This window comes from Moraxella sp. E33BD, assembly GCF_041807865.1.
Taxonomy (GTDB): domain Bacteria; phylum Pseudomonadota; class Gammaproteobacteria; order Pseudomonadales; family Moraxellaceae; genus Moraxella; species Moraxella haemolytica.
This window is the reverse complement of record NZ_JBGTZD010000011.1, coordinates 40,174-61,270: the sequence shown is the minus strand read 5'-3', so window position 1 is coordinate 61,270 and position 21,097 is coordinate 40,174. Positions and strand designations below refer to the sequence as shown.

Genomic DNA, 21,097 nt, shown 5'->3' with positions numbered 1-21,097 from the left:
TTATAGCTTTTTTCCATAAAAATAACAAGCAAAAGACAGGCCCCCAGTTTATCAAGATTGCATCGCACCAAGAGCGATAAACATCATGCTGTATCTGTGGTAGCAGGTGGCTTGTGGACATCAAACCACCACCCATCAAACCCTTGATAACCAATCGGTCGAGCAGTTTGGCTTTAGCTTAACTTTTTAGCATTGATATCAGTGATTGCAATGCCTGACCTCGATGACTGATTTTATTTTTCTTGGCTTTGTCTAACTGTGCTGAAGTTTTTTGTAATTCTGGTAGCCAAAAAAGCGGGTCATAGCCAAAACCATGCTCGCCTTGTGGCTGTGGCAAAATCTGCCCACGCCACAGACCTTGTGCGATGATTGGCAATGGGTCATCTTGATGGCGAACAAGGGCAAGCACACAAACAAAAAAAGCCTCCACCGTCTCGCCCTTTTCAAAAAAAGGTGCTAGCTCACAAAGTAGCTTGTTATTATTCGCCAAGTCATTGCCATGCTCGCCTGCAAATCGTGCCGAATAAATCCCTGGAAAATTCCCCAAAATAGGCACACACAGCCCACTGTCATCAGCGATGGCAGGCAGTCCGCTCTTACTGCTTGCATGGCGTGCTTTAATCAACGCATTCTCCACGAACGACAGACCATCTTCAATGGCGTCATCAATGCCAAGCTCGCCTTGTGGGACGATGGTCAGCCCCAAATTTGTCTCATCAAACAACCCCTGAAACTCAGCAAGTTTGCCTTGATTATTACTGGCTAAGACGATTTTTTGACTATCCAACATGACTTCACTCCACAAAACCTAAAAAAATAGTTAACTTGTTCATTTTTGAGCTGTCTCACCTGATGATGACCTGCGATGACTTATGATAACTGACATCATGCACCATTGTAGCACAAAAACCTTGATAACACTGGCACAAAAGCTCACCCAATGACCGCTGAATAGGTCAAAGTTACACACGCATACCCCAAAATAAGCATTTATCTTTTGGAATAACATTGCTACAATATCTTTTATATGTTAATCAACAATACATACCGCCCAACAGTTGTTAGTTTAGCATTTGCAATAATAGACTTCACATCAATAGGACAGATTATGCATGACGACAATACCTTACTGACGGCACAGACCTCTATCACACCCAGATCATCAGCGACACCCAGCACACATCGCTTTACCTTTTATGGCAGTGGGTCGGCTTATTTTAAGATTTGGATTGTCAATTTGTTTTTGACCATCATTACCTTAGGTATCTATTCGCCGTGGGCGAAAGTGCGTCGTCTGCGGTATTTTTATGGCAATACTGAAATCGGCGGAGAGATTTTTGACTTTACCGCCAGCCCAAAACGGATTTTAATTGGACGAATGATTGCCATTGTGGTTTATTTAGTAATCAATATTTTTAGTAATTTTTCGCCAGAGCTTGCCATCGCCGGCTTTCTTGTTTTGTTTGTTTTATTTCCATGGCTCATTCGTTCTACCATGCGTTTTATGGCAAGAAACAGTCAGTACAACAACATTCGCTTTGGCTTTGGGGGTACGCTTGGCACTTTATATATGATGTGTATCGCCATTGTATTATTAAACCTTGTCAGTTTTGGTCTGCTCATGCCATTTAGTCTTTGGTTGTTTAAACACTATCAATTTGATAACACCTATTTTGGACAGCTCAAATTCAACTTTAACACCAGCGTACTGGATTATTATAAAGCCATGCTATTGCCAATAGTACTATTCATCTTGATGATGGTCATCTCTGCTATTATTGGTTTTGGTGGCTATATGGATATCATCTCTGATATGGATAACGATACGATGGCATCTATATTTGCGATAATGATTGGGCTGTTCTATGTGGGCATACTACTCATCATACCGCTCGTGCAAGGCTATCTACATAAAGCCATCTGGGGCAAGCTGACTTTGGGGGATAATCGCTTTGAGTTGGTGAATTTTAGTGTGATGAAATTTGCCCTAATCAACCTAACCAATTACATCGCCATCATCATAAGTCTGGGTCTGCTTTATCCATGGGCGAGCGTGCGTTTGCACCGCTATAAGACAGAGACGCTCTCACTGGTCGCTTATGATGACTTTGAAATGCTCACCACGCCAAGTGCAGACCATGTCTCACCGATTGGCGAAGAGATTAGTGATGTATTTGATTTTGATGTCTCGTGGTAATCATGGCAGAAGCGATTAACATTCGTTATTTTGATGGCAAAATCAGCAAGCCTCATTTAGCACGCTTAAGCCCCATCTTTTATCAAGGGCAGGCGGACGGCTTTGTCATCACATGGCAAAATAAGCATGGCTCACATGAACAACGCTACTTCATCAAAGACTGTGAATACCTACCCGCCATTGACAACTCGCCCCATGTACTGATGTTTCATGATGGGACAAGGGCTGAGTTGGCGGTCATTCCTGATTGGCTAACACTTGACAACAAAAAGCTGTTTGGCAACATCAAAAAGATGGAGACTCGCTGGAGTTGGATAGGAACAAGTCTCATCGTGGTGTGCCTGTTCGTCTTTGGGCTATTTCGCTACGGCATTCCTACCGCCTCTCACCATCTCGCCCAGAGCCTACCTGCAGATACGCTAGTTAGGCTTGGTGATCAGGCAGAAGACTATGTCATGGAGCTCACCTTGCCAAGCACCCTGCCCCAAGCACGCCAAGACGAAATCATCAGCCTATATGACAAGCTAGATAGCAACCCAAAAGCCAAAATACTGGTGCGCCATGGCGACTCTCTTGGTGCAAATGCCTTTGCCATTCCCAACAACACCATCGTCATCACCGATGAACTCATCAAGCTAAGTGATGATAATAATGAGATTCTCGCCGTGCTTGCCCACGAACAAGGGCATCTGGTACACCGCCACAGTCTAGAACAAGCCATCAGTAGCTTGGGTTTGGGTGTACTCATCGTCATCATCACAGGCGACACCTCTGATATCTTGCTCGCCTTGCCTACGCTACTGACGAGCAGTCATTACTCCCAAAAAGCAGAACTAGAAGCAGACAGGTTCGCCATCAATGAGCTGACACGCTTGGGCATTTCTCCCAAACATCTCGCCAGTTTTTTTGAAAAAATGCAAAAAGAACACGGCGAACAAGGGCATTGGTCCATCATCTCCACCCACCCTGACACCAACAAGCGTATCGAGCAGGTCAATCAACACAGCAAATAAACCCATCAAAAAAACCGCCCAATTATTCCCTTGTGATAATTGGGCGGTTTTTTTGGGTCATCTCCATAAGACAGCCACCACTTCATCTAAGCGTGTGCCACCATCCAATCACTTGTCATCTTGTCAGACTTACTTGCCCACGCCTGTATAAAACCCTTTATAACTCAACACCTGCTCATCATCAAAGACATTTTTGGCATCAAATATCGGCAAGGTAAAGTTATTTAATCTGCCCATATCAATCAGCTCATTCTCCGACCAGTTGATGATGAATAAGGCGTGGGCGGTTGTGAGCGTGTATGGGTCGCTTAGCAGTTGGAATAATGGCTGATCGCCATATAGACTTTTTAGTTCATCGGCAGTATTGACCGCATAAACGCAAGTTTTAATATCATACGCCCAGCACAGTTTTAGTAAGGCATGAATGGCACTGCCAGTGGTCTTTGGGGTATTGGTGCGATAACCCGCCCCCCAAATCACCACCTGCTTATTCTCAATCCCACCATTAAAATACTGCCAAAACTTTCTAAATATCAGCTCTTTTTGGTCGCCATTGACATCTGCCACTGCTTTTAATAGCGAAGTGTCCACGCCATTATCATGGAAACTTTGGGTTAAGTGTGCCAATTCATTGGGCAAAGTTTTACCACCAAATCCCCAACCTGCTTTTAGATAATGCGAGCCGATACGCTTATCTAGCCCCATCATCGTCTCAATCTGCTTGATATTCACGCCGACACCATCAGCCAGTCGTGCCATCTCATTGATGAAGGACAGCCGTGTGGCAAGCATTCCTATGATGCTTGCTCTTGCCAATTCAACGGTCTTAATATCAGCAAAATAGTGCTTGTCGCTATTTTTTATCAAAGACGCCAACACATCAGAATGATCAACGCTGCCCTGTAATTTCTCGCCAATCAGCAATAATTCAATATGAAAAAACGCATTAAAATTGTTACCGTCTTTTAAAAAATTAAATGGCACATAATACACCCAGTTGGTCGCTAACCGCTCTGCAAAATCATCAAAAAACCCCAATGGCTTTGCACCGCTTAAGATGACCTGTGAGCTTGGATTTAGGTCAAGATTGAGACAGTCATTATCATGATGCTCATCAAAAAACAGCCAATAATAAGGGGTCGGCTTTAGGTCGGCTTGAATGATGATTTTGTTATCAGTTACATAAAACTGCCACAATAACGACAATTGACGGTCAAACTGATAAGGCATCAAGACTTCATCTATCTGTTGTTGGCTTGCCAAAATAGACACCTGCCAAGCATGACTTGCCAAAAATATGGCGGTATTGATACTCTCATGATTGATGCCAATGATTTGAATCTGTTTCATTTGTTATCCAAAATGACTTTTAGTAAATGATTGGTAGAGCCATCAAAGCTACCCATATTGCCATTTAGCACGCCAAACACGCTTTGTGCCATCACCTTGCCGACTTCCACGCCCCATTGGTCAAAAGGGTTGATTTGCCAAATCACACTCATCACAAAGACTTTATGCTCATACAGTGCGATGAGCGAACCTAGCGTCTTGGGCGATAAAGCACTCAGTAGCAAGGTGGTGGACGGCTGATTGCCTCGATATTGTTTAAATTGGCTAAATTGATCATCATGATTTCTTAATTCATCAGGCAAGGCACGATTGCCGAACGCCAACACCTGCGACTGGGCAAGGCAGTTTGCTAGTGATAATTTATGCTGATTGTCTAATTGTCTGTCATGTGCTTGGTGGTTGTCGTAGCGGTTGATGGGCGTGATAAAGTCGCACGATACCCTTTGAGTACCTTGATGTAACAGCTGATAAAAAGCGTGCTGAGCATTTGACCCAATATCTCCCCATAAAATTGGGCAGGTCTGATAAGCCACTTTTTGACCGTTGCGCGCCACTGATTTGCCATTAGATTCCATTTCAAGCTGAGTGAGATAATTGGGAAAAAATTTCAGCCGTCCATCGTAGGGTAAGACAGCATGGGCATTGATTCCCAAAAATGTCGCATTCCACACGCCAAGCAGACCCAACAGCACTGGCAGGTTTTGTTCAAACGAGCTTTGGGCAAAGTGTCTGTCCATGTCGCTTGCCCCTGCCAACAGCTCATAAAAGTTGTCCATGCCCACCTTAATCGCAATGGCAAGCCCAATCGCCGACCACATAGAAAAGCGTCCACCCACCCAGTCCCAAAGCAGTAGTTGGTTATCGTCATGGATTCCCCACTCGCTCATCTTGTCAGGGCGAGTAGAAATGCCAATAAAATGATGGCGTAAAACCGTCGGTCTATGATCACAAAAAGACAACAGCCACGACAAAGCCGTCTGTGCATTAGCGAGCGTATCGGCAGTGCCAAAAGATTTTGAAGAGATGATGAACAAAGTGGTCTGGGGATTTAGAGTTTTTAGCAAAATATCAAGCTGAGTGCCGTCCATATTAGAGACAAAATGCACACGAGTATCGGTATCCGCCCACTCATCTAAAGCGACACTTGCCATCAATGGTCCAAGATCAGACCCACCCACTCCGATATTGACCACATCGCTCATCGCCCTGCCAGAATAGCCACGCCATACTTTGGTGCGGATACGCTCCACCATCGTTGCACATTTTTCTAAACTGGCGTGGACTTGACCGCCCACATCAATGCCGTCCACCATCAGCGTCTCGCCTTTAGGCAGTCTAAGGGCGGTGTGCAGGGCTGAGCGGTTTTCGGTGTCGTTGATTTTTTTGCCAGTCAATAAATCATTAATCCTACTGGATAATTCAAACTCATCTGCTAGCGTCAATAAATCCGCCAAAATCTCATCATCAATCGCCTGCTTACTAAAATCCATAAAAATATCGCAAGCACTGGCACTAAATCTCTCGCTTCGCTTAGGGTCAGACCAAAACAAATCGCCCAAATCTAGGGGCGTGGTGGCATAAGACCAAAGAGATTGCCAAGTTGTTGAGTGTGTTGTATTGAGCATGATATTATCCTGCAATTCCACATAAACTTTGGGTCATGAACCAAAAGACAAGCGTGTCTCAAACAGACCACCAAAGACTTACCACCAAAAACCAACAAAAAACAACACAAAAGATAATGCCATCTTGACTTGATGACCGCCCAGAGAGCTGTTTTTGCAAACTGTTTTTTGTAAGCCGTTTTTTGTAAGCCGTTTTTAGTCAGTTGCTTTTTGGTGATTTACTTCTCGGCGAGTTGCTTGTTGGCGAAGTACATGAACGCACGCATATAACTGGTCATGTCGCCGGCATCAAAACTATCGCCCACCATGGTCGCCACATCCACACCACGACTGCCAATCAACGCATCGATGGCATCGGTCAGCTGAATCTCTCCGCCAACGCTTGGGACAGCCCCATCAAGATACTCAAAAATCTTAGGGTCAAACACATATCTACCCACGACCGCCAAGTTTGATGGAGCAACATCGGCGGTTGGTTTTTCTACAAAGCCCATGACAGCAAAGGACTGGTTTTGTTCGTCTTTTTGTAGGGTCTGGGCGTTATTGAGTTTGGCAATGCCGTATTTGTGAATGTCTTCTTTTGCCACAGGTTCAACCAAAATCTGGCTGCGACCTGTACTGGCAAATTGATCAAGCATATAAGCCAGATTGTGCATTGCATAGTCGGTGTGATAAGGATCGATGACCACATCAGGCAGTAGCACCGCAAAAGGACGGTCGCCCACCACCGCACGCCCCGAAAGCACAGCGTGCCCTAGCCCCAAAGGCTTGCCTTGGCGGACGCTGATGATTTGCACACCATCTGGCAACACAGTCAGCCCATCTGCCATGTCATCTTTGCCTTTTGAGCGAAGTTGGGTATCTAGTTCGCTGTTGGTGTCAAAATAATTTTCTATCGCACCCTTTTGGGCGTGATTGACAAGCACGATATTTTTGATGCCAGCACGCACCGCCTCCATGACGACATAGTGAATGGCGGGCTTGTTACCAAGTGGTAACAGCTCTTTTGGGATGGCTTTTGAAAGCGGGAGCATCCGTGTGCCAAAGCCTGCACAAGGAATGATGGCATAAGTTACTGATTTCATCTAAACTACCTATCACATCTACAATGGCTACTATGATTAAATAACAGCAATTCAAAAAAGTCATGACACCTTGAGCATCAGACCAGCCAAATGATCCATCATGACCATTCAACCTCATGACATTCAATCAATGTTTGATTATAACACACATCGCATAATGACAATGCAGGCAAATGACCTATCTCACCAATAATACATCCGCTCATCTTATGCACCCAAAAAATCCAAAAAAAATTTTTTATAGCAAGGCTTCAAATGATGCTAAAATATATTTGACACAAAAGCGATGTTTTGTTACCATAAAGCGAAACAATATTAAAACATATGGCGATGGGTGCCCAAAAGCTACACACTGGGTTCTTATTTACCTTTCATCACAAATCAGATAGGAGTTATCTTGTGAATAAAATCTTTAAAGTCAAGCGCAACTCGCTTGGTCAATCTGTGGTTTGCTCAGAAATCGCCACTTCTCGTTCTAAAGGTCGAGTGGTTGCCTCAGCATTGGCGTTGACCGTATTGGCAAGTGCAACCACCACCCAAGCGTTTGCTCAAATAGTCACACAACAGTTAGATCCAGAAAAGTCAGAAGATCTAAAAGTCATAATAGATAAGAATATCGACGAGATTAAGATCGACACTAATGATATCAACGCTACTACTAATACTATTAAAGAGTGGTTAAAACCGCTCTATAAGACCGCTATCAACCATGAAGAAGATATTGAAGCTTTGACTGAGATTGTTGGAGCCGTGAATGCTTATCATGAAGAAGATATTGAAGCTTTGACTGAGTATGTCAATGCAGTTGCTGAAACTGCAGACATCAACAGCATTGCCAAAGCAGATAAAGTTGATGTTGATGCTGCTCTAGCGATCAAAGCAAATAAAGCTGATGTTGATGCTGCTCTAACAGGTAAACTAGATTCAAGCATCTTTTTTAATTTCCAAAATGACAACGCAAGCAACATTCAAGGCGTACTAGATAAAGTTGACACCAAAGCAAGCCAAGCTGATTTTGATACCTTGAAAGAAGAAGCGCGAGTAGCCAAAGCGGTTGCAGATAATGCTGTCTCAGTAAACAACGAGCAACAAGGTAAAATCGCAGAAAACACCACTGCCATTGCTCAAAACACCGCTGCCATCGTTGATACAGTAAAATATGTCAATGCAGTTGCTGAAACTGCAGACACCAACAGCATTGCCATCGCTCAAAACACCGCTGCCATCGCAACCAAAGCAAATCAATCTGCTGTTGATGCTCTAAAACAAGCGGATACTCACCTAGCTTCTATCGCAGGTACAAACCAAGGCAATATCGCTAAATTGCAAACAGAAGTTGGCACCATTGGAGCCGATTTGAAGAAAAAGGCGGACCAAGAGCAAGTGAACACACTTGGCAATAAAGTAGATGCATTTGACACCAAAATCAACACGCTACAGTCAGGACATCAAAACCTTAATGGTAAAATCAACAGACTGGACAAAGACCTAAGTGCCGGTATTGCAGGTTCTGTTGCTCTTGCCATGATGCCAGCACCAGCAGCAGGCAGCCAGTACATCACTGGTGGCACAGGCTTCTATAATGGCGAAAGTGCTGTAGCACTTGGTTTTACTGGTGCTAGCGAAACTGGTAAGTTCACCTACAAGCTGGGTGGTTCGTTGACCTCATCTGGCTCTGGTATTTTCGGTGCAGGTGCAGGCTATCGCTGGAAATAATGCACGCTGTATTGTCTAACAATACTGGCAATAAAAACCGCTCAAATGATTTTGAGCGGTTTTTTTGTTGTGGATTTGCGTAGTTGAGATGGACAGCATGACTTCTTACCATCACAACCAACCCAATCCTAAAAGCCACACACAAGCCCATGTATAAAGCCATATACCAAGCCGTGTATCATTCAAGACAAGGTAGATCAGACAAAAGTCAAGCACAAAAAACACCCATTGTGTGGGTGTTTTTTGGATTTGCTATTTTGACTCAGATTAGCGTTTTTTACGCTGAATGGCGTGAATCGCTCGACCATCTGCCGACAGTGCCGCTTCATGCACGGCTTCTGATACTGTTGGGTGAGCAAATGTCATCAGCTGCAAATCTTCAACGCTCGACACAAACTCAAGAGCAATCATGCCTTGATGTACGATATCGCCTGCACCCACGCCCACCATGTGCAAGCCCAACAGACGGTCAGTCTTGGCATCTGCCACAACTTTAATCAAGCCTTGACCTTCGCCTTGAGCTAAGGCACGACCGTTAGCAGCTAGGCTAAATGAGCCTGTTTTAACTTCATGACCTTTGTCTTTGGCGGCTTGTTCGCTCAGACCCACCCACGCAATCTCAGGGTGAGTATAAATCACGCTGATGATGGTATCGTAGTTCACTTGGGCTTTTTCGCCATGAATGCGTTCTACCGCCATCATGCCTTCTTCCATCGCCTTGTGAGCAAGCATCGGACCACGCACCAAATCGCCAATGGCATATACGCCATCTAGGTTGGTTTTGCATTGGTCATCTACCGCTACCAAGCCACGCTCGGTCAGCTCGATGCCACAGCCATCAGCCAATAGACCTTCGCTATACGCACGGCGACCCACGCAGACGATAAGCTTATCAAAGGTCTCGGTCTTAACCTCGCCTTTCACATCGGTCGTAACCACCACCTCGCCATTCACCACCTCAGCGTTCGTAACTTTGGTGTCCACACGAATGTCAAGACCTTGTTTTTTAAGGAGTTTGGCAGCTTCTTTTGAGATGTCTTTATCAGCCACTGCCAAAAACTCTGGCATGGCTTCATACACAACCACTTCTGAACCCAAGCGACGCCATACCGAGCCAAGCTCCAAGCCAATCACGCCAGCACCAATCACGCCTAGGCGTTTTGGTGCTTCGCTAAACTCTAAAGCACCTGTACTATCTACGATATACTCGCCATCAGTCTTAGCAACAGGAATCTCAATCGGCACAGAACCTGCCGCCAAAATCACATACTTAGCAGTGATGGTGGTCTCGGTGCCATCATGAGCGGTGAATTTGACTTGTTTTTCGGCAGATTTGCCATCAAGCAAAGTACCCACGCCTTGTAGCCAGTCCACACCATTGCCTTTTAATAGACCTGCCACGCCTGCGGTCAAGCCTTTGACGATACCGTCTTTGCGTGCTAGCATTTTGGCGACATCAATGGCGACATCGCCTGTGGTGATACCATGCTCGTCTAGCTCGTGGCGAGTTGCTTCATAACGGTGTGAGCTGTCTAGCAGAGCCTTTGATGGGATACAGCCCACATTTAGGCAAGTACCGCCCAAAGCAGGCTCGCCTTTATGAATGCGTTTTTCGATACAGGCGGTGCTAAATCCAAGCTGAGCGGCACGAATGGCAGCTTCATAACCACCAGGACCACCACCGATTACAACCAAATCATATGAAGTTTTCATTATTATTCTCTCTTTTGTAATGAATGATGCCCACCTTGCGATAGGCATCTAAATAACAGATTAGATATCAAGAATTAGGCGTGCAGGATCTTCGATCAACTCTTTGATGGTTACCAAGAATTGTACCGCATCTTTACCATCAATCAAGCGGTGGTCATAAGATAAAGCCAGATACATCATCGGTAGGATAACCACTTGACCATTAACCGCCATCGGACGCTCATTGATGGCGTGCATACCCAAAATAGCAGTTTGTGGTGGGTTGATGATTGGGGTTGATAGTAGTGAACCAAACACACCGCCGTTGGTGATGGTGAATGTGCCACCTGTCATCTCATCAATAGACAGCTTGCCTTCACGGGCTTTGGTGGCATAATCACGAATACCGCCTTCAATATCAGCCAGACCCATGTTGTCGGTATCACGAAGCACAGGCACAACCAAACCACGGTCAGAAGACACCGCTACGCCCACATCATAATAGCCGTGATACACGATATCATCACCATCAATAGAAGCATTAACCGCAGGGAAACGCTTCAACGCTTCGGTCGCCGCTTTAACAAATAGCGACATGAAGCCCAATTTTACGCCATGACGCTTCTCAAATTGGTCTTTGTACTTAGCACGCAAGTCCATCAAAGGCTTCATGTTCACTTCGTTGAAAGTGGTCAACATCGCTGTTTCTTGGGTTGCTAACAACAGACGCTCAGCGATACGCTTACGCAGACGAGTCATTGGCACACGAGTCTCAGCACGCTCACCCACCGCAGTGGCAATCACGCTACCAGAGGTGGTTTTTAGCGTTGGGTTGATCATGTCAGATTTGGTAACACGACCGCCACGACCCGAACCTTGAACATCGGCAGGATTAACACCTGTTTCTTTGGCGGCTTTACGGACAGCAGGCGATTGGTCTTTAAAATCGCCTTCATTGGTCGCTTTTGGTTGTACAGGGGCTGCCACAGAAGTAGGGTCAATGGTCGTGCCTTTAGCAGCTTCTGACTCGCTTGGCGTCTGTGCTGATGGTGCTGCAGCGGTTGCACCTGCTTCAAACTCGGCAATCACCTCATCAGATAGCACCGTGCTGTCCACACCTTTGATGATGCTAGTAATCACGCCATCATCAGGGGCAACGACTTCTAGCACAACCTTATCAGTTTCAACTTCAGCAAGCAGTTGGTCACGGCTGACCTGCTCGCCTTCGGCGATATGCCATTCAACGATAGTGCCGTCTTGTACCGACTCTGGGAATACTGGGGCTTTAATTTGAGACATGATGAACTCCTAATTATAATCAATAAAATATGGTAAAAGACCAAACCGACTTAGCATCGGTTTGGTGTATCAATCATTGTAACACTTCAACATCAACACCCAATGCTTCGGCAATCAGGGCTTTTTGCTGTGCATTATGAATCTTTGGTGAGCCTGTCGCAGGGGCAGCAGCCGCAGGGCGAGTTGCCATTTCAATGGATAGGTTGGTATCCAAGTCGTACAGCTCTGGCATGATGAAGTAGCACGCTCCTTGATTTTTCGGCTCTTCTTGCGTCCACACAACAGATGTGGTGTTCGGATATTTGGCAAGTTCAGCCTTCACACGCTCAGCAGGGAACGGATACAACTGCTCCACACGCACAATGGCGATGTGATTGAGACCCAGTTTACGACGCTGGTCAAGTAGCTCATAGTACACCTTACCACCACACAGCACCACACGAGTTACTGCATGATTATCTAGTGCGTCAATCTCTGGTAGCACGGTTTCAAATTTGCCATTCGCTAGCTCTTCTAGAGTGGATGTGGCAAGTGGGTGGCGAAGCAATGATTTTGGCGACATGACAATCAGTGGCTTACGAGCAGGACGCACCACTTGACGACGCAACGCATGGAAAATCTGTGCAGGTGTCGTTGGGGTGATGACTTGCATATTATCCTCAGCACACAACTGCAAATAACGCTCCAAGCGAGCTGAAGAATGCTCTGGACCTTGACCCTCAAAACCGTGTGGCAATAGCATGGTAAGACCTGCCAGACGCTGCCACTTGGTCTCGCCAGAACAGATGAACTGGTCAATCACGACCTGTGCACCGTTAGCAAAGTCGCCAAACTGTGCTTCCCATACCACCAAAGCATTTGGCATGGTGGTGGCATAGCCATATTCAAAGGCAAGCACCGCTTCTTCTGACAATAGTGAGTTATAAGTAGCAAAACGAGCTTGACCTTCACGGATATGCTGTAGCGGAATGTACATACTGCCATCTTTTTGGTTGTACAGTTCGCTATGACGATGAGAGAAAGTACCACGACCCACATCTTCACCTGTGATACGCACCAACAATCCTTCATCAACCAATGACGCATATGCCAAAGTCTCTGCCGCACCCCAGTTGAGTGGCTCTTCGCCTGTCTGCATGGCAAGGCGTTGTTCTAGTACTTTGGCGATTTGGCGTTGTAGCTCAAAGCCCTCTGGCACTTTTGCCATCGCACGACCATAGGACTTTAATTTTTCAATATCAACGCCTGTATCCCAGTCATCTTCTAGCTTATGCCCAATATACGGCGACCAGTCCACGAACAAGCTAGTGTCTGGCTCCTTAGCCAAACCCTGTGCGACATCTTGACCGTTGTCTAGTGCCACACGGTAGTTGTCTTCAATTTGGGTGCTTTCATCTTTGGTGATGATACCCTCTTTCACCAATTTATCTGCGTACTGCGTGCGTGCGGTTGGCAGTTTTTTGATGATTTTGTACATGAGTGGCTGGGTTGCTGATGGCTCATCTGACTCATTGTGTCCGTTACGGCGATAGCAGACGATATCCAACACGATATCACGACCGAACTCGTTGCGATAATCCACCAGTAGCTGAGAAGCAAACACCACTGCCTCTGGGTCATCGCCATTGACATGCAAAATCGGTGCATGAACCATCTTCGCCACATCGGTGCAATACTCGGTTGAACGAGCGTCCTCTGGACGACTGGTGGTAAAGCCCACTTGGTTGTTAATCACGATATGCAAAGTACCGCCTGTCTTGTAGGCACGAGTCTGCGACATCTGGAAAGTCTCTTGGTTGACACCCTGACCTGCAAAGGCAGCATCGCCATGCACCACGATAGGCAGTACGGTCTTGTTATCAATCTCATAGCCGTATTTTTCCGAGCGTCTGGCTTGACGAGCACGCACCGAACCTAGCATGACAGGAGAGACGATTTCTAGATGCGATGGGTTATAAGCCAAAGCAAGGTGTAGCTCACCACCTTTGGTGATGACATTTGAGCTAAAGCCGTTGTGGTATTTCACATCGCCTGAGCCTACGGTTGGCTGAATTTTGCCATCAAATTCATCAAATAATGTTGATGGGTTTTTACCCATGATATTAACCAATAGGTTCAAGCGACCACGGTGAGCCATGCCAATGACCACTTCTTTGGCACCATAAGTACCCACACGCTGAATCATCTCGTGTACCGCAGGGATAAAACTTTCGCCACCTTCTAGACCGAAGCGTTTTACGCCTGTGTATTTACGAGCTAGGTATTTTTCTAGACCTTCGGCGGCGGTCAAGCGATCAAAGATTTCAAGTTTTTTGTCTTTATCAAAGCGGATATGACCTTGATTAGATTCAATATAGTCCTCAAACCACTTTTTCTCGGTAGCAGTAAAGACATGCATATATTCATAGCCGATACTACCGCAATAGATGCGTTCGCAAATCTCGATGATCTCACGCAAAGTGGCTTCATTTTTGCCAATGCTCATCAAGTTGGTTGGAAATACCGTATCCAGATCAGCCTCAGATAAGCCGTGATATGCCAAAGTCAGCTCTTCAATGGCAGGACGGTTTTGTAGATTTAATGGATCAAGATTGGCCTTGCGATGACCACGGCGACGATACGCAGAGATGAGCTGTTGTACCGCCATCTGTTTAGGGTCGCATCTATCTGCACCTTGTGCAACAGGACGGGCATTGGTTTGGTTGCGAGCCAGTAGCAGGTACTGCTCTTTGATGGCATTATGCGGTGCATCTGTATCGGTGCGATAATTGGCGAAATAGGCTTGCCATTCTTCGCTAACATTATTTTTATCTGCCAAATAATCTTCGTACAACGCCTCAATATACGCTGCACCATCTGCTGCTAATTCGGTGTTTTGATATGCCACCGTGTCTTTACTGTTTGTCATAATGTTCGCCATTTTCTTGGTGAATTTTTAGGATAAAATCTCATCAATAAGTGAACCAATCGTCTAAATATTGACCTAAATATCTACCTATGCGTCCATGCTTTCAAATGAGACGCATATCAACCGTATAGTGTACGCCATTTAATGCAAGATAACAAGTTGGAATGTTTTTAAAAATGTGCATGGTCGTAAATTTTCGTAAAAATCAGCAAAACAACCATCATCATTATTCATTTTGTGATGATAATCAGCACTTATTTATAAAATTTCCTACTTTAAGCCATTTTGTGTGTCATTGGTTAAACTCATGACAACCACCCTGTTGGCTGTTCATCATCAGCTATTGTAAAGCAAAAGGCCTTATCTTTAGATAAGACCTTTGATACCGCCCAACGAGCAGTTAGCCTGCTACATCAAGCAACATATTACGGATATGACCGATGGCTTTGGTTGGGTTTAGACCTTTTGGACATACCGACACACAGTTCATGATACCACGGCAACGGAACAAGCTAAATGGGTCATCAAGACGAGCCAAACGAGCTTGGGTATCACTATCACGGCTATCAATGATGAAACGGTAGCCGTTCAATAGTGCTGATGGTCCAAGGAACTTATCAGGGTTCCACCAGAACGATGGGCAAGAAGTAGAACAGCATGCACACAAAATACATTCGTATAGACCATTTAGCTTCTCACGGTCTTCGGGCGACTGCAAACGCTCTTTTGGTGGTGCAGGTTGGCTGTTGATTAGGTATGGGTGTACTTTTTCATACTGGGCATAGAATTGGTTCATGTCCACAACCAAATCTTTAATCACAGGCAAGCCAGGTAATGGACGCACCACAATCTTATTTGGCAAGGTGTTCATGTTAATCAAACACGCCAAACCATTTTTGCCGTTAATATTCATGCCATCAGAACCACAGATACCCTCACGGCAGCTGCGGCGGAAAGTAAGTGTTTCGTCCATCTTTTTAAGACGCAACAACACATCTAGCAACATACGATCAGATTCTAGTAGCTCAATCTCATAAGTTTGCATATAAGGGGCATTGTCTTTATCTGGATCGTAGCGATAAATCTCTACAATGCGAGTGCCTCGACTCATGGTACTTCTCCACAAAATTTTTTTGATGATGGCTGAAATAATGACACAATGCTATGTTTTATGGGTCATTATTCCAACACATCTAAGAATATGAAACGAAATTAGAAAGTACGAACTCGTGGTTCACAATAGTCCACAGTCAGTGGCTTTTTACGAACAGGCTTATAAATCACACGGTTGCCTTCTGAATACCAAAGCGTATGCTTCATCCACTCATGGTCGTTACGACCTAGTGGCGCATACTCATCATCAGCAGGACGCTCGTAATCTAGCACAGAATGGGCACCACGGCACTCATGACGCAGGGCAGCTGACAGCATGGTCGCCTTAGCAACTTCATACAGGTTCGCCACTTCTAGTGCTTCAATGCGTGCGGTGTTAAAGACAGCTGATTTGTCTTTTAGATAGATTTGCTCAACTTTTGGTGCAAGTGCCAAAATCTTCTCAACACCCTCGTCCATCAACGCTTGGGTACGGAATACGCCTGCGTGAGACTGCATGATACTGCGGATTTCATCAGCAACTTCTTGGGCATTATAGCCCTCAGTAGAGTTTTGTAGCTTATCAAGGCGAGCTTGAGTGAAGTCTAGCACTCGTGGGTCTAATGGCTTGTAGCCATGGTCAGATTTTGCAAACTCATCTAGGATATGTTGACCTGCTGCACGACCAAACACCACAAGGTCAAGCAAAGAGTTCGTACCCAATCGGTTCGCACCATGTACTGACACACACGCACATTCACCGATGGCATACAGACCTTTGATGATGCGACCTTCAGTATATAGACCTTGTTCATCTACCTGACCGTCTAGTACAGGTACGGTTACTTGACCGTGAATGTTGGTTGGAATACCACCCATCATATAGTGAATGGTTGGTACAACTGGTACTGGCTCTTTGGTGATGTCCACATTAGCGAAGTTATGGCTAATCTCAAACACCGATGGCAAACGCTTCATGATTTCGGCATGACCCAGATGCGTCATGTCCATCACGATATAGTCGCCATTAGGACCACAGCCACGACCTTCTTTGATTTCTTGGTCCATAGAACGAGAAACGAAATCACGAGGTGCTAGGTCTTTTAGGGTCGGTGCATAACGCTCCATGAATGCCTCGCCGTGCTTGTTACGAAGGATAGCACCCTCGCCACGACAGCCTTCGGTCAATAGCACGCCAGCTCCCGCCACACCTGTTGGGTGGAATTGCCAAAATTCCATGTCTTGTAGTGGAATGCCTGCACGCACCGCCATACCCAAACCATCGCCTGTGTTGATATAGGCGTTCGTAGAGGCTTTAAAGATACGACCTGCACCACCAGTAGCCAGAACAGTTGTTTGGGCTTGGAATACAGAGATATTGCCTGTTTCTTGGTCTAAAGCCACCACACCGTTGATGTTGCCTTCGCCATCTTTGATGAGGTCAAGAGCAATCCACTCAACGAAAAATTGAGTGCCTTTTTCAAGGTTTTTTTGATATAAGGTGTGCAGTAGAGCGTGTCCTGTACGGTCAGCAGCGGCACAGGCACGAGGTACAGCTTTTTCGCCATAGTTGGCAGAATGCCCACCAAATGGACGCTGATAGATCGTGCCGTCTGCATTACGGTCAAACGGCATACCCATATGCTCTAGCTCATAGACGACTTTTGGAGCCTCACGGCACATATATTCAATAGCGTCTTGGTCGCCTAGCCAGTCAGAACCTTTGACGGTGTCATAGAAGTGGAAATGCCAGTTGTCATTGCTCATGTTACCCAATGATGCACCGATACCGCCTTGTGCTGCTACGGTATGGCTACGAGTTGGGAAAACTTTGGTCAGTACCGCCACTTTCATGCCGCCTTCAACCAGCTGCAATGATGCACGCATACCAGAACCACCACCACCAACGATGACTGCGTCAAAGTTGAGCGTTGGAATGTTATTAATTGTATTATCTTGTGCTGATGCCATGTTAATTCCTAAAATGTTATCAATGTATCAGTTGATGACTGGCAGATTACCAAAAAATCATCACACCCCAAAACAGGTAAACCAAAACAGCCACGATGACAGCTGCTTGTAGCACCAAACGCAGACCTGATGACTTAACATAGTCAGTAAATACCGTCCACATACCTACCCATGCGTGGAATACAAGCGATAAAATCGTCACCAAGCTAAATAGCTTCATTGGTAGGCTTGTCATAAAGCCGTGCCAAGCGGTGTAATCAACTTGATTGAATAGGAAAAATCCCACAACTACCACAGCATAAACTGCCAGCACAACCGCACTGATGCGTTGCAAGATCCAATCACGAGAGCCTGAACCAGTTAGACCTGTCGCACTTTTAATACCTGAATTATTTCTAGACATTAGAACATCACCCATACAAACGAAGCTACAATCAAGATTGCCGCAATCACAAAGCTGATGATGGCAGCGGTCTTCCCAGACTTAAATTCTTCATTCATGCCAAGGTCTGCAAGCAAGTGCTTAACACCCATCACAAAATGATAAGCGGTCGCCGCCACAAAAACCCATGCCACAAAACGAACCAAGACATTATCAAACACTGAGGCGAAACCCTCAGGAGAGGACAATGAGACTTGCAAGAGATACAGCATCACAGGAACAAGTAAAAATAGCACAATGCCAGAAACACGGTGCAAGATAGAAGCCATGGCGATTGGTGATTTTGAGTTCACCGCAATCACTTGACTAAGAGGTAAATTTATCGGTCGGTTGCTTTTCACAGCGGGCATCCTCATCTAATTTACGCCGCAAAGGGCAAGGAGAGCTGGCTGACGGGGTGCATCATTTTAGATACAAATTCTTATTTCTTGGTTCAATAAAATTAGTTAACGCAATTAGTCCAACAAAATCAATCACTCTTATTTTTGTTATAAACCAGACAAGCCAAACAAATTTTAACCAAACTAAATAAAAAACGATGCAGCTAAAAATTGAAACGCCACACAGCGAACACCATAAAAAATATACTTTTATAAGATGAGCTTATCCAAGAGTTGGCAATCTGATTGGCGATTAAGCCCGATACCAAAAAAGTCTTGCAATGCAAGTGGTTATCATTTATAAAAGTAGGTTGGTAAATATCGGAATTATAAAACGCTTGATAAAATTTTACAAATAAATTTAGCCCTTTTTATCAAAAATGTAGCAATTTTTTGTAACTAATAAAAAACAATCGCAATATCACAGCCAAATCTGCTTAAGATTGTTGCTATCTGAGCTTTTGCCATGAAATTTAGGTGGTCTTAGTAGAGATGTCTATCTTGATCACAAATTGTGTGGCGGGTCGTATCATTCGCCCATGCAATTCGTCCATACAATATTGTTACAAATAATGTCCAAAGGATAAAAACGCTTGTCAAAGCGATGAATTACCCCTAAAATCATGGAGATAAACTGTAGATGTCATTAGCTTTGATTTAACTAGCATGGTTATTTTGTTATTCTTAAAGTTTATCCAGTTTTAATCATCATCAAATACCCATCAAGCACCAAATATCACAACGAAATTGTGCTTCATGCACAAGCCAAACAAGCAAAATTTTCTGATGGGGGCTTGTAAGTTGTGCAAAGTTTTTGTATCATCACACCAGTTTGGTGTGTATTTTGAGAAGATATGCACAAAAAAGCTCAACAAGGATGTCGCATCTTGCGATTAAACGAATTAACGAAGATGCGATTCAACTCGTCATCTCTCATCTAGTATGATGCAGAATGGACGCTAACAACCAAAGAGGTTTATTATGTCAAAGCAAGTAAAATTAATTGTAGATGGCACAGAATATGAGATGCCAGTATTGGAGACAACATTAGGTCGCCCTGTCTTAGACATCAGTGCGGTCAATAAAGCAGGTTTTTGGACTTATGACCCAGGCTTCATGGCGACTGCCCCAGTTGAATCTAAGCTGACCTACATTGATGGCGATAAAGGTGAGTTGCTACACCGTGGCTATGCCATTGATGAACTAGCAGACAACGCTGATTATCTAGAAGTATGCTACGCCCTACTATACGGCGACCTACCAAACGCCGAGCAAAAAGACGAGTTTTATGCACGCGTCTCTAGCAAGATGGCGGTACATGACCAACTGCGTAAGTTTTTTGAAGGTTTCCGCCGTGATGCTCACCCAATGGCGATTATGATTGGCGTGGTTGGTGCATTGTCTGCATTCTATCACAATCACCTAGATATCTCTGATGTCAAGCATCGTGATGAGACTGCGGTAGATTTGATTGCAAAAGTACCAACCTTAGCAGCAATGAGCTACAAATATTCTATTGGCGAGCCATTTTTGTATCCAAGAAAAGACTTCAGCTATGCCGAAAACTTCCTATACATGATGTTCGCCACTCCAGGTGATGTGAATTATCGTCCAAATCCTGTATTGGTTGACGCAATGGACAAAATTTTCACCTTGCATGCCGACCACGAACAAAACGCATCAACTTCTACTGTGCGTCTGGCAGGCTCAACAGGTGCCAACCCTTATGCGTGTATCGCTTCTGGTATCGCAGCCTTGTGGGGACCATCACACGGCGGTGCAAACGAAGCCGTTCTTACCATGCTAGATGAGATTGGTAGCATCGAGAATGTCGCTCCATTCATGGAAAAAGTTAAAACCAAAGAAGCCAAGCTAATGGGCTTTGGTCACCGTGTTTATAAGAACTTTGACCCTCGTGCCAAAGTCATGAAAGAAACTTGTGATGCGGTATTGGGTGCACTTGGTGTTAATGATCCAAAACTACAGTTAGCGATGGAACTAGAAAAAATCGCTCTATCTGACCCATACTTCATCGAGCGTAAGCTATATCCGAATGTGGACTTCTATTCTGGTATCATTCTAAAAGCGATTGGTATCCCAACCTCAATGTTCACTGTAATCTTTGCTCTGGCTCGTACCGCAGGTTGGATTGCACACTGGACAGAGATGCACTCAGAAGCCTTCAAAATCGGTCGTCCACGCCAGCGTTATACTGGTGAGACCCACCGTTCTTTTGTTAAGATTGAAGACCGCAAATAATTTTGCGTACAAAAAATCCCCCACTTGGGGGATTTTTTTGGTCAATCATAAAGTTTTGGATTAACATT

The 21,097-nt window shown here is 45.0% G+C and carries 15 protein-coding genes; 4 read left to right on the top strand and 11 right to left on the bottom strand.

The window, feature by feature from the left end; all coding sequences use genetic code 11:
• Positions 1-178: 178 nt before the first annotated feature.
• Entirely contained in the window at positions 179-790 is a 612-nt protein-coding gene (rdgB, locus tag ACERC6_RS07920; RefSeq protein ID WP_284673742.1) for an RdgB/HAM1 family non-canonical purine NTP pyrophosphatase, read from the bottom strand.
• A 318-nt stretch (positions 791-1,108) separates the two neighbouring features.
• Between rdgB and ACERC6_RS07915 the strand changes: the two genes are divergently transcribed.
• Entirely contained in the window at positions 1,109-2,197 is a 1,089-nt protein-coding gene (locus ACERC6_RS07915; RefSeq protein WP_284673741.1) for a YjgN family protein, read from the top strand.
• A gap of 2 nt (positions 2,198-2,199) precedes the next feature.
• A complete protein-coding gene (locus tag ACERC6_RS07910) occupies positions 2,200-3,210 on the top strand; it encodes a M48 family metallopeptidase (protein ID WP_373628477.1) in 1,011 nt (336 codons plus the stop codon).
• A 129-nt stretch (positions 3,211-3,339) separates the two neighbouring features.
• Here ACERC6_RS07910 and ACERC6_RS07905 read toward each other — a convergent pair whose 3' ends face one another.
• The 3 genes from ACERC6_RS07905 to ACERC6_RS07895 form a co-directional block, all read right to left on the bottom strand.
• Complete coding sequence (locus tag ACERC6_RS07905) at positions 3,340-4,560, bottom strand: UDP-glucose 6-dehydrogenase (RefSeq protein WP_284673739.1); 1,221 nt, start codon at positions 4,558-4,560, stop codon at positions 3,340-3,342.
• Positions 4,557-6,185, bottom strand: a complete 1,629-nt coding sequence (pgi, locus tag ACERC6_RS07900) for a glucose-6-phosphate isomerase (RefSeq protein ID WP_373628475.1) — start codon at positions 6,183-6,185, stop codon at positions 4,557-4,559. The genes ACERC6_RS07905 and pgi overlap by 4 nt, the downstream gene beginning before the upstream one ends.
• 218 nt (positions 6,186-6,403) lie before the next feature.
• Entirely contained in the window at positions 6,404-7,270 is an 867-nt protein-coding gene (locus ACERC6_RS07895; RefSeq protein WP_284673737.1) for a UTP--glucose-1-phosphate uridylyltransferase, read from the bottom strand.
• Positions 7,271-7,669: 399 nt separating this feature from the next.
• Here ACERC6_RS07895 and ACERC6_RS07890 point away from each other — a divergent pair, with 399 nt between their 5' ends.
• On the top strand, positions 7,670-8,986 hold the full coding sequence (locus ACERC6_RS07890) for a YadA-like family protein (protein ID WP_373628473.1): 1,317 nt from the start codon (positions 7,670-7,672) through the stop codon (positions 8,984-8,986).
• 267 nt (positions 8,987-9,253) lie between these two features.
• Here ACERC6_RS07890 and lpdA read toward each other — a convergent pair whose 3' ends face one another.
• From lpdA to sdhC, 7 genes are all read right to left on the bottom strand, one after another.
• A complete protein-coding gene (lpdA, locus tag ACERC6_RS07885; protein ID WP_373628472.1) occupies positions 9,254-10,699 on the bottom strand; it encodes a dihydrolipoyl dehydrogenase in 1,446 nt (481 codons plus the stop codon).
• A 60-nt stretch (positions 10,700-10,759) separates the two neighbouring features.
• A complete protein-coding gene (gene odhB / locus ACERC6_RS07880; protein ID WP_373628471.1) occupies positions 10,760-11,977 on the bottom strand; it encodes a 2-oxoglutarate dehydrogenase complex dihydrolipoyllysine-residue succinyltransferase in 1,218 nt (405 codons plus the stop codon).
• A gap of 73 nt (positions 11,978-12,050) precedes the next feature.
• A complete protein-coding gene (locus ACERC6_RS07875) occupies positions 12,051-14,885 on the bottom strand; it encodes a 2-oxoglutarate dehydrogenase E1 component (protein ID WP_373628470.1) in 2,835 nt (944 codons plus the stop codon).
• 400 nt (positions 14,886-15,285) lie between these two features.
• A complete protein-coding gene (locus ACERC6_RS07870) occupies positions 15,286-15,996 on the bottom strand; it encodes a succinate dehydrogenase iron-sulfur subunit (protein ID WP_284673732.1) in 711 nt (236 codons plus the stop codon).
• A 101-nt stretch (positions 15,997-16,097) separates the two neighbouring features.
• Positions 16,098-17,948, bottom strand: a complete 1,851-nt coding sequence (gene sdhA / locus ACERC6_RS07865) for a succinate dehydrogenase flavoprotein subunit (RefSeq protein WP_284673731.1) — start codon at positions 17,946-17,948, stop codon at positions 16,098-16,100.
• 46 nt (positions 17,949-17,994) lie between these two features.
• Positions 17,995-18,351 carry a succinate dehydrogenase, hydrophobic membrane anchor protein gene (sdhD, locus tag ACERC6_RS07860; protein WP_284673730.1) on the bottom strand — a complete coding sequence of 119 codons (357 nt, stop codon included), beginning with the start codon at positions 18,349-18,351 and terminating at the stop codon, positions 17,995-17,997.
• Complete coding sequence (gene sdhC, locus ACERC6_RS07855) at positions 18,351-18,740, bottom strand: succinate dehydrogenase, cytochrome b556 subunit (protein ID WP_284673729.1); 390 nt, start codon at positions 18,738-18,740, stop codon at positions 18,351-18,353. Before sdhC ends, sdhD begins: the two co-directional genes overlap by 1 nt.
• A gap of 1,011 nt (positions 18,741-19,751) precedes the next feature.
• Here sdhC and gltA point away from each other — a divergent pair.
• Entirely contained in the window at positions 19,752-21,029 is a 1,278-nt protein-coding gene (gltA, locus tag ACERC6_RS07850) for a citrate synthase (protein ID WP_284673728.1), read from the top strand.
• The last annotated feature ends 68 nt before the right edge of the window (positions 21,030-21,097 follow it).